A 10,682-nucleotide genomic window follows, 5' to 3' on the forward strand; every position below is an offset into this window, starting at 1 on the left:
GTCGTCGTTCCTTTCTTTTTTAGCGCCGCCCTTGGCCGGAGCTATTGCTTCATTCTTACGCTTCGTTGCTTTCAGCTCACGCTTTTCGGAAGTGCTTTTTTTGATCGTCATAAGTCATGGTTTTAAATGATGATCACAAAAAAAACGCCGGAACTATTCACCCGGAACCATGATATCTTCCTTGATCTCATCCGTTGCCGGCGCAATCACACGTTCACCGGCCTGCAGGCGGCCAAATACTTCCGTAGAATCGTTATGGTGATTACCCTCTTCGATATCAATCCATTTTGTATGATGATTTCTTACCGCTACCACATATTTCTTTTCTGTAGACCTTACAACGGCACTGGCCGGCACCAGCAGCGCCTGCGTGGAGCCTTTCAGGGGCAGCACCACTTCTGTGTACATGCCCGCTTTGAGTAGCCGCTTCGCATTCTGTACATCAATTTCCACGGCTTCGGAGCGGTACCTGTCGTCCAGCGTACCAGCCTGCCTGGCAATGGTTCCTTCAAAGCGTTCGCCTGGTATAGCGTTCACTTCAAACGTGATCCGGGACTGATCTCCCAACTGTGCGCTGTAAATTTCCGGCACCTGTAACACCAGCCTCAGCTTGTCTTCCTGCTCCAGCATTAACATGGGCTTATCGTCTACTTTGGTATCGGGCCCTACCAGTGCGCCGGGGTGAATATTACGTTCGGTGATCACGCCATCGAAGGGAGCGGTCACTGTTAAGTAGCTTTTATTTACTTCCTGCGCGCGGAAATTGGCCTGTTCACTGTTCATGAGCGCACTGTCGCCCAGCATACGGGCTTTTGCCAGTTCCAGGTCGTGCGGGGAAATAGTGCCCGGCTCTTCGCTGGTGGCTACGGTGCGTTCGTAATTATCCTTGCTGGAAGCGAACATGGCCGCAGCCTGCAGGTATTTGGATTGGGCAGCGTAGTAGTGCTGGTCTACCTCCGGGGCTTCCAGCACCAGCAGTACCTGGCCTTTTTTCACCTTGGAGCCGCGATCTACGTAAATACTTTTTACAAAGCCATTGATCCGCGGATAAATGCTTACCTTCTGGAAAGCCGCTAAAGTACCGGGCAGGCGGATACTTCCTTCCAGGGGGCGCTGTATTACTGTGGCCAGGAGATAATGATGTTCGTCTTTACCTGTTTTCTTTTTCTCTGTCATAGCCGACGAATTACATGCTGCCATCAACGTGATGATACCGGCTGTGAACAAATAATTTCTATATTGTTTCATGATGTTGTATTTAACGTTAAGCATTCGTGTTATCCGGCATTAAGGAGGGCGACTGGTATCCTTCCTTCCGTTGTATCAGTGCATACACCTGTGGTAATATGAGCAGGGCTGCAAATGTGGAGGCAATCAGCCCGCCTATCACCGCGCGGCCCAACGGGGCGGTTTGATCGCCCGCTTCACCAAAACCGCTGGCCATCGGGATCATGCCTGCAATCATGGCGAGGCTGGTCATCAGGATAGGACGTAATCTCACCCCGGCGCTTACCACCGCTGCCTTCCGTGCATCACGGTATTCCATCCTGAGTTTTTCCGCATTGGTAACAATAAGGATCGCATTGGCTACCGACACACCGGTAGACATGATCATGCCCATATAGGATTGCAGGTTGAGCGTAGCGCCGGTGAGCAACAACGCTATGAGTGCGCCGGCGATCACAGCAGGGATAGTGGTCAGTACCACCAGCGATAATTTAAACGACTGGTAATTGGCGGCCAGCAACAGGAAGATCACCACTACCGCAATCATCAACCCGTTCTGCAAACTGTTCAGCGTTTCCACCAATAAGCTGGAAGCGCCTTTCAGTTCCGTGATCAATCCTTTTGGCGGCGTGCCGGTGTCTTTAATGGCCTGTTGCACGGCAGCCGTAGCTGCACCAAGATCTTTGCCCGTAATATTGGCACTAACGGTTACGAACCTACGTGGACCGGAACGGTCGTATTCTCCCGGCATTTCTGTTTGCGTAAACGTGGCCACATCCGCCAGTACGGGCCGTGGCTGGCCTTTTACAAGCGGTATTTCTTTCAGGTCGTTCAGGGCCGTCATGTTGTATTCAGGCACCTGTACCTGCACCTGGTAAGTGTATGCCACCTTTTCATCCAGCCATTGATTTTTTTCGGTGAAGCGGCTGGAGGAAGTGGAGGCGGTAACAGATCGCGCCACCTGGTAAATATTCAGTCCCATCTGCGCCAGCTTTAGCCGGTCGATATGAATACTGATTACCGGGAAATGCAGTGGCTGCGCTATCTGCACATCCCGCAGGAAAGGAATATTGCTGAGGCGCTGCACCAGTTGCTGCGCATACCCCGAGATCTGTTTCATATCTTTTCCCGCTACCCGTACTTCTATGGGTGTGGCGGCGCCCTGGCTCATAATTTTTTCCGTGAGATCTATCGGCTCAAAAGACAACCGTATCTCCGGTATTTTTGCCGTGATGTTTTCCCGGAGCTGATCTTTCAGCTTTTCAATATCTACTTTATAATCTTCTTCCAGGTTCACCTGCAGTACCGCTTCATGGGTACCGCTGTTAAAAATATAAAGGTTACTGGTACCGTAGCTGCTGGGAATCAGCCCCACATAAGCCGAGCTGATGGCCACATGTCCGTTCACGGTGCTGTCTACTATGGCCAGTACATCGTGCAGGGCGGTTTCCGTGCGTTCCAGCCGGGTACCATCGGGCATGCGTAAACGAAGCTGGAACTGGCCTGCATTAATATGCGGCATCAGGTCCTTCCCTATCCACACATAGCAACCGCCTGCCAGCAACAGGGAACCGATGATATAAACGGTAACGATTAAACGCGATTTGTTCATACCGCCTTCAAGGATCCGCATAAAACCCAGCTTGAAACGTTCAAAGCCGGTTGCCTTTTCAGGGTGTTGTTCCGCCTGTTGCAGGTGTTCGTTCACTTCTTTTACTTCTTCCGCATCCAGCGCCATTACGGCGTGGGCATGATGCTGGTATTTATCTGCCTTCAGCCACCAGTTGGCAATTACCGGCACCAGTGTTTGCGCCGCGAAGTAGGAAGCCACCATAGCAAAGCCGATAGAAAGCGACAGCGGCAGGAACATGGCGCGCGGCACACCCGTCATGATGAACGACGGTGCAAACACCGCCAGGATACAAAGCAGGATCAGCAGCAGCGGGAAAGCTATTTCCTCGCAGGCGTCATAAATCGCCTGGCGTTTGGACTTACCCATTTCCAGGTGCTGGTGAATATTTTCAATGGTCACCGTGGCCTGATCCACGAGGATACCGATGGCCAGTGCAAGACCGCTCAGCGTCATGATATTGATGGTTTGCCCCGCCAGCTTCAGCCCCATTACAGCGCATAACACGGCTACCGGTATGGTCACCACTACCACGAGGCAGCTGCGCAGGTCGCGCAGGAACAGCAGTACCATCAGGCCGGTAAGGAGGGCGCCCAATGCGCCTTCTGTGATCAGGCTTTTCACTGCATTGATCACAAACACCGACTGGTCAAATTCGTAGGATACGCTTACATCATCCGGCAACAGGCTTTGCATTTCGGGGATCTTTGACTTCAATGTTTTCACCACCTCCCAGGTAGAGGCATCGGCGGTTTTTACCACGGGAATGTATACCGAGCGTTTGCCATTAACAAGTGCATAATCCACGGTTACATCTGTAGCATCTGCTACTCTTGCCACATCGCGCACAAACACGTTGTTATTGCCATTGGTTACGATGGGAATATCGCCAAAATCGGCCACCTGTTTTTCAAGGGAGTTGATAGTGGTTACGAACATGGTATTGTTGATACGGATGTTCCCGGAGGGTGTCATCACATTATTCTTTGCAATGGCTTCCACTACTTCATCTGCACTGAGATTGAAGCTGCGCAGTTTCTGCGGGTCTACGTTCACTACTACCGAGCGTGAGTTGGCGCCAAAAGGAGGCGGCGCGGACAGTCCAGGTACCGAAGCAAACATAGGTCGGATACGGGTTGCCGCCAGATCATATATTTCCTTCAGCGATTTTTTCGGGCTGCTGAATACCAGCTCCCCCACCGGCAGCGAAGAGGCGTCGAAGCGCATAACCTGTGGCGGCAGGGCGCCGGGCGGGAAGAACTTCATGGCACGGTTCACCTGTAACGCCACCTGGGCGGAGGCTTCCGCCATGTCCGTATTTTCATAAAAGGTGAGCTTTAATAACGTTAACCCCTGTATGTTTTTTGTAGAAATAGTTTTAACACCGTTCACATAGAGGAACTGGTCCTGCAGCCGCGTGGCGAAAAAACCCTCCATCTGCTGAGGGGACATTCCTCCGTATGGCTCTATCACGTAGATAGTTGGCAGGTTTAATTTCGGGAAGATGTCGATGGGTATACTGAATATGGACAGCAATGAAAAAAGCAGCAACCCGCCGGTGATCACCACCACCGCTATTGGCTTCTTCAGTGCCGAAGATACAAATGACATAATGAATAGCGTTTAGTTCAGATCAGGTAAAAGTTGTGAAATAGTATTACCGGCGTAGGCGGCGCGGAACAGCGCTTTCCAGGCGGCATCGCGGGTTTGCACCAGGTCTGTTTCCGCGCGGTTCAGCACAAACAAGGCGGTGGTTACATCAATAATATTGGTGAGCCCACCTTTGTACAGCGCCATTTTTTGCCTGGCGGCGGCCCTTGCGGCGGCCAGTTGCACGGGTAACTCCTTTAACTTATCCCGGGAAGTCTGAATATCCGATTGTGCCTGTTGCAGCAATCCGCTCAGCGTAGTACGGGTAGTTTCCAGCTGTTGTTCCGCCACTTCCGAACGGTACTGCTGTACCGCTACCTTCTCGTGGGTACGTTTCAGATCTGTAAGATTATACGTAATGCCCAGGCCCAGCAAATAGTTATACCGGCTGTACCCCAAACCGCTCCACAGGTTTTTGTCGTACACATCATTGAACGATCCGCTGGAGCCGCGCATCCATCCTGCCGCCATCAGGTTTACTTTCGGCAGGCGGGATTTGCGTATAACGTCGGCGGCTGCACGTTGTTGCTGGTAAACGGCGTTGTAGTAGGCCAGCATGGGATGGGCCGCCATGCTATCCGGCGCTTCACCGCCCAGGAGTACCATCAGGTGTTTATTATTGATGGTATCGGGCTGTATCTGCGTGGTATCCAGGCCCGTGAATACGCCGAGCTGGATGCGCACCTGGTTATAGTTGTTCTTTATGTCGATCAGGTTCAGCCTGGCCTTCGACAGTTCTGCGGCGGCAATGGCGCTGTCTACCCCCGGTTTGAGGCCATGCAATACTGTAGCGGTTACCGCTTTCAGCACTTCTGCATTACGCCGGATATTATCTGTTGCTATCTGTTGCAAAGCATAGAGCCGGAGTAGTTCCAGGTAATTTTGAATAACGGATACGGTAAGCTGGTTGGCGGTATTGTTCAGGTCTGTTTGCTGTACTTTCAGCGACCGCGCAGCTTCTTTCTGTTCACTGCCGTAGGCGCCGAAATTATAGATCTCCCATTGCATGGCTGCCATGGCGATGTTGCCGCTCATGAGTGCATTGTTGTTGGCATCGCGGATACCACCGGAAGTGGAAGGGATCATGCCCATGGTAAAGTAAGAGCCGTATATACTGTTGTCTGTGCCGGCATCTATTTGCTCATGTAGTTTTATGGCCGGGTACCAGTTATGTTTAATATCGGTAAGACTTGCCTGGCCGGCGTTTACCTGTGCCTGTTTGGCCTTGATGGCCGGATAGTGCGCAAGTGTAAGCGCAATAGCCCGCTGCAGCGAAAAGCTATCCGCTGCAGATTGTGCGAACAAAGAAGTGAAGGGAAAAATTAATAGCAACCACCAACACCCTTTCTTCGCGATCCTATGTAAGTTCATAAATCGCTAAAAAAGAAAATGAAATAAATAAATGTAAAACGGGTTATCAGGCCGTTGGCGGGCCTCTCCAGCTTCTTAGCGGTGTGGGGACACTGAGGTAAGGATTGAAATAATATCCGTTGAGGATCTTATCTACATAAATAAAACGGGCAGTAACCGCCGATAATAAAACCGGGCAAACCCTTTCATGGCCGTAACTGTCGTTGATTCCAACAGGACGGCGTTTAAACCTCGTAACGGTAGCCCTGACACGGGGCGCCTTTCCTGTTGTTTTAAAAGTAATACCGGCAGATACCTGAATATTCTCCGCGCCTTTTACGGATATCATTCCCGGTTGCCCCTGCACCTGTGGCAGGAACATGACCAAGATTAATACAACAAATAAATGCCGGAATAATTTCATGTGGTATACTATATCAATTACTAAGTTATTTAATCTGCCTGTTTTGCGGGTGTTAAATTACTTTTTTTAACGGGATTTTAATATACTAAAAGAAACAAACAAGACAGAGTTCTTCCATTTTCAGCAGGGCATTGGCAAGTCGGAAATCCTGCATATTAAGACAGGTGAATGACTGGTATTCATCCAGGCTGGTACCGGCTGCTACTATTTTCAGCGCGTGTTCATCCAGTTGCTCATTTACAAAATCAAGCATGCCTTTTGCAAAATCTTCCGCACCCATGATGGCTGTATAGTCCGCCTGGTCCGGCGTTTTCAGCGTGATGCCGGCCTGCAGCAAAGGCGCCAGCTGATTCAGTGCGCTGATACCATTTTCCGCAAATTGCTGCCATTCAAATTCCACTACATTACCGGTAGCCAACAGCGCGGCATACAATTCTTCCCAGATAGCTACAGGATCAGGCATTACAATATCCGGAAGGCGGCTGATCTGTTCCTCGGCATCATCTTCATTAAAGATATCGAGGAACAGCTGTATAAGCGGTTCACGGGCGTTGGCAAGCCCGTGCAGATTTTCCAGCATCTTCAGTTCCTGTATAAGGGTGTTCCAGCGAAGTAGTAATTCTTCTTTATCTTCCTCATTCATTTCATCCGCTATAAGCACCGCTTTATCGTGCAGCTTATAGTTATCCAACCTATTTTTCCGGATATGCAAACCGGGATCACCGAAAGAAAGCTCATAAGAAGCGCAATTCAGGAAAGCGGTACCGATGAGCACCTTATCTCTAAATATTTCATGCACCACACTTTCTTTGGTATCTATGTGTGAGTAGCCACTCTCCTTTCCATAGGTTTGTGTTAACCAGTTGAAATCTTCTCGTGAAATGACAGGCATCTGTTCTGGCATAAAAATTAGTCGGTGAAAGACAAAAGTAACTAAATTACATACGGGATATGCCCGTTGCAAGATCAATAAAAAAAATATTATGGAAAAACGGAAACTGGGACAATCCGGGCTGTCAGTAGCCCCGCTGGCCTTTGGCGGCAATGTGTTCGGCTGGTCGGCCAATGAAGCCACTTCATTTTCATTACTGGACCAATTCATCGCTACAGGGTTCAACCTGGTGGATACGGCAGACGTATACTCCCGCTGGGTACCGGGAAACGTGGGTGGCGAATCTGAAACCATTATCGGCAAATGGATGCGTGACCGTGGGAACCGCGACAAAGTAATTGTGGCCACCAAGGCGGGCGCGGATATGGGAGAAGGCAGAAACGTTACCAAAGCCTATATCCTTAAAGCGGCGGAAGCATCGCTGAAACGTTTGCAAACGGATTACATAGATCTTTACCAAACGCATTACGACAATGAAGCTACGCCGGTAGAAGAAACACTGGAAGCTTATGACACGCTGATAAAAGCAGGTAAAGTAAGGGCCATCGGCGCTTCCAATATGAGCGCCGCCCGGCTGCTGGAAAGCCTGGAAGCCAGTAAAAAGCACGGCTTGCCAAGGTATGAAACCTTCCAGCCTGAATACAACCTGTACGACCGGGAGAAATACGAAGCCCAGTATGCGAAGATCTGCGAGGAGCAGCGCCTGGGAGTGATCAATTATTACTCACTGGCCAGCGGCTTTCTGACCGGTAAGTACAGGAGTGCTGCTGATACTGATAAAAGTAAGGCCCGTGGTCAGAAAGCATTAAGCTATCTTAATGAAAGAGGGCTGCGGATCCTTGTTGCGCTTGATGAAGTAGCAACGCAATATCATTCTACACCAGCCGGCGTAGCGCTGGCCTGGCTGCTCACGCGCCCTGCGGTAGCTGCGCCTATTGCCAGCGCCACCAGCAAAGAACAGTTGCATGAGCTCACGAACGGCGTGCAGTTGCAGCTGGATGCCGCTGCGGTGGACTTACTCAATAAAGCAAGCGCATAAAAAGGGATCCGTCAAAAATAAATGAAGCCGCTGAGCTTTGCTCAAAGGGCTCCAACCAGGTATAAATAAAAGATGGGTGTATCAGCAGTACGATACACCCATCTTTCATTTTGTACTGGTGGTATTACAACCTGAATTTCAGTCCTGCATTCAGCCCAAGTCCACCGATATTGATATAGGACTTCAGATCATTGGAAGCCCTGTTGTTATCTTTATAGATCACTTTAGAACCCTGTTGGCCAACTGGTGTGTTGGAGTTCTGATCCAGCGTGGTTTGATATTCTGTATTCTTTTCCGCTACCGACAGATCGCCGATGGTACGGCCCGGCAAAGCCTGCACTACCGCGCCGGTGCTGGCATTTATGAGGGTGTTGGTTTCATTGTATTCCGTGATCTCTTTTTCTTTACTGCGTACCGGCACATTGCGGTATTCTGTTTCCACAAATACATCAAAACGGGGCGATACCCTGAAAGACACGCCCAGCGCTCCCTGGAAACCGATAGTAGGATTAGGCTTCACCTCTTCTTTCCTGCTGATATTGGTGACCACGGCAGTACCTGTGGGAATGCCTGCCGGAGTGGAGGTTTGCATGGCGTCTGTTTCAATGTACAGGCGGCCCCATAATGGCACCACCACACCAAAACGCACGTATGGATTTATTTTTTCCAGGCCCGGGCTTACCACCAGGCTGGGAGCGAAATCAATAGCGTTTACATACCCGTGCGATTCCACGTGTCCCAGTTCCCTCGATGAACCGGCGCCATCAATCATAGTAGTCCGCTGGCGGGTCATCAGGTTTTTCTTGCTATGGAAATAATTAAAGGTTCCTTCTACTGCGAAATATTTATTGATATTGTAACCAACAGAAAGTCCACCCCTGAAGCCTTCCCCGTAGGAACCGGTAAGCACTTTGCGACTAACGGTGTCCATACGGCCGGAGCTAAACTGTGTATGCAGGTCCTGCGGCGGATATGGGCCAACATTCGGGAACTGTCCGGGAGATACGCTGAAGAAATAACCACCGGCAATTTTCAGGTAAAATTTAGAATGTGAAGAAGAGGATGTACTGGAATTGTCCTGGGCCTGGGTGCTGTGGGTAACAATCAAAAGCATGGCGACTGCCCCTAGCGGGAATAGTTTTTTCATAATGCAATGGTTTTGGAGTATGGTATTTAATCTATTGAAAGTTAACAAATTATTACCAATTAACCATCACCGGCATTATACTAGAAAGCTTCCGCCAGGGAAAGATATAATCCTTTTTGTCTTGATTCGCCTGCGCGTTTTTCTCCAACGGCATAGTCTATACGAATAGTAAGCCTTGCGTTCTCATCGTAGAAATAACGGACCCCGGCGCCATAGCTGGGTTTAAATCCGCCAAAGCGGAAATCATGATTGGTGAATACGGTGCCTGTACCCGCAAAGGCGGCCAGTGCAAATTTGGGTTTGAGATCCACAAACCAGATATGAATGCGCATTTTCGGATCAATAAGATAGCGGTATTCCGCCTGGGCGGCCAGGTAGTTCTGGTTGCGGTACCTGCCGGTATAATAGCCGCGCATGATGAGGTCGTTCCCCATTTCAGGCAGCAGGTAGAAAGGCAGTACCTTACCCTGCAAACTGTTGAAAATGCCATTGAACCCGAGCGTGCTTTTGCGGGAAAGGGACAGGAAATGCGAACCCTGTGCCTCCACTTTAAACAGCGGATGCTTACTTAAAAAAGAAGGCGCATAAGCCAGGTTTAGTTTCAGCCAGGAACCACGACGGGCATAGTTTTCATTGTCCCGGTTATCGTAAATGCCCGTGAGCCCCAGGAAAGTAACATATCCTCCTTCTTTATCAGTAAGCGGCATGGTGGTATAAATACCTTTATCATCGCCGCTGCTGTAAGTATCATGCTGGTATAACACAGAGGCGCCGGCATAAAAGTGGCCGCTGATGCGCCGTTCGCCTTCCACCTGTACTTTATAGCGGCTGTTGTTTACCAGCGACCGGTTATCGTAATGGGTAGTATCGCCAATGCCAAAGAAATAAAGCGGGTAATTGTGGTACCGGAGATTACTTTTAAAATGCCAGGTATTACTGCGTGTCCAGATATTTGCTTTCAGATCTATCTTAAACTGGCTTTCTGTGGTTACCGCAGGAATCAGGTTAAGGGTGGAATTACGGGTAGCCTGGTCGGGATTGCGGTTATCTGTATAAAAAGAATACAACATAGCGGCGCCGATTTCCAGGCCTTTTTCCTGGGAATACCCCAGCACCGGTAAGGGGAAAAAGCTGCGCTTGCGCAACCATACGCTGTCGTATAGCCCTTCACGTGAAGAAGGAGGGTTTGTTGTAACGCTATCCTGTTGTGCCTTTGCGCCTATTGCCAATAAAAGTGATAAAGCCGTGATATGGAGGTTTTTACGCATAGGGTGCAAATGTAGCGAAATTTGTCTGACTCAGGATTATGATGATTTCGCTGAT

The 10,682-nt window shown here is 49.7% G+C and carries 8 protein-coding genes; 1 reads left to right on the top strand and 7 read right to left on the bottom strand.

Annotated features, from left to right (window positions below; genetic code table 11):
- Positions 1-153 precede the first annotated feature (153 nt).
- The 5 genes from VN105_RS21125 to VN105_RS21145 form a co-directional block, all read right to left on the bottom strand.
- Positions 154-1,248: an efflux RND transporter periplasmic adaptor subunit gene (locus VN105_RS21125; RefSeq protein ID WP_325643914.1), complete on the bottom strand. Its 1,095-nt coding sequence runs from the start codon at positions 1,246-1,248 to the stop codon at positions 154-156.
- A 16-nt stretch (positions 1,249-1,264) separates the two neighbouring features.
- Positions 1,265-4,468: an efflux RND transporter permease subunit gene (locus VN105_RS21130; RefSeq protein ID WP_325643916.1), complete on the bottom strand. Its 3,204-nt coding sequence runs from the start codon at positions 4,466-4,468 to the stop codon at positions 1,265-1,267.
- 12 nt (positions 4,469-4,480) lie between these two features.
- On the bottom strand, positions 4,481-5,812 hold the full coding sequence (locus VN105_RS21135; protein ID WP_325643918.1) for a TolC family protein: 1,332 nt from the start codon (positions 5,810-5,812) through the stop codon (positions 4,481-4,483).
- A 112-nt stretch (positions 5,813-5,924) separates the two neighbouring features.
- Entirely contained in the window at positions 5,925-6,239 is a 315-nt protein-coding gene (locus VN105_RS21140; protein ID WP_325643919.1) for a hypothetical protein, read from the bottom strand.
- A 127-nt stretch (positions 6,240-6,366) separates the two neighbouring features.
- Positions 6,367-7,185, bottom strand: coding sequence for a DUF6630 family protein (locus VN105_RS21145; protein ID WP_325643921.1), 819 nt, complete (start codon positions 7,183-7,185; stop codon positions 6,367-6,369).
- Between the two features lie 79 nt (positions 7,186-7,264).
- Between VN105_RS21145 and VN105_RS21150 the strand changes: the two genes are divergently transcribed.
- Positions 7,265-8,212 carry an aldo/keto reductase gene (locus VN105_RS21150; protein WP_325643923.1) on the top strand — a complete coding sequence of 316 codons (948 nt, stop codon included), beginning with the start codon at positions 7,265-7,267 and terminating at the stop codon, positions 8,210-8,212.
- 124 nt (positions 8,213-8,336) lie between these two features.
- Here VN105_RS21150 and VN105_RS21155 read toward each other — a convergent pair whose 3' ends face one another.
- Together VN105_RS21155 and VN105_RS21160 are read right to left on the bottom strand one after the other, a co-directional pair.
- A complete protein-coding gene (locus VN105_RS21155; protein ID WP_325643925.1) occupies positions 8,337-9,359 on the bottom strand; it encodes an outer membrane beta-barrel protein in 1,023 nt (340 codons plus the stop codon).
- A gap of 80 nt (positions 9,360-9,439) precedes the next feature.
- On the bottom strand, positions 9,440-10,627 hold the full coding sequence (locus VN105_RS21160; RefSeq protein ID WP_325643927.1) for a hypothetical protein: 1,188 nt from the start codon (positions 10,625-10,627) through the stop codon (positions 9,440-9,442).
- Positions 10,628-10,682: the final 55 nt, after the last annotated feature.

Origin of the sequence: Chitinophaga sp., from assembly GCF_035564935.1 — a bacterium.
Lineage (GTDB): Bacteria > Bacteroidota > Bacteroidia > Chitinophagales > Chitinophagaceae > Chitinophaga.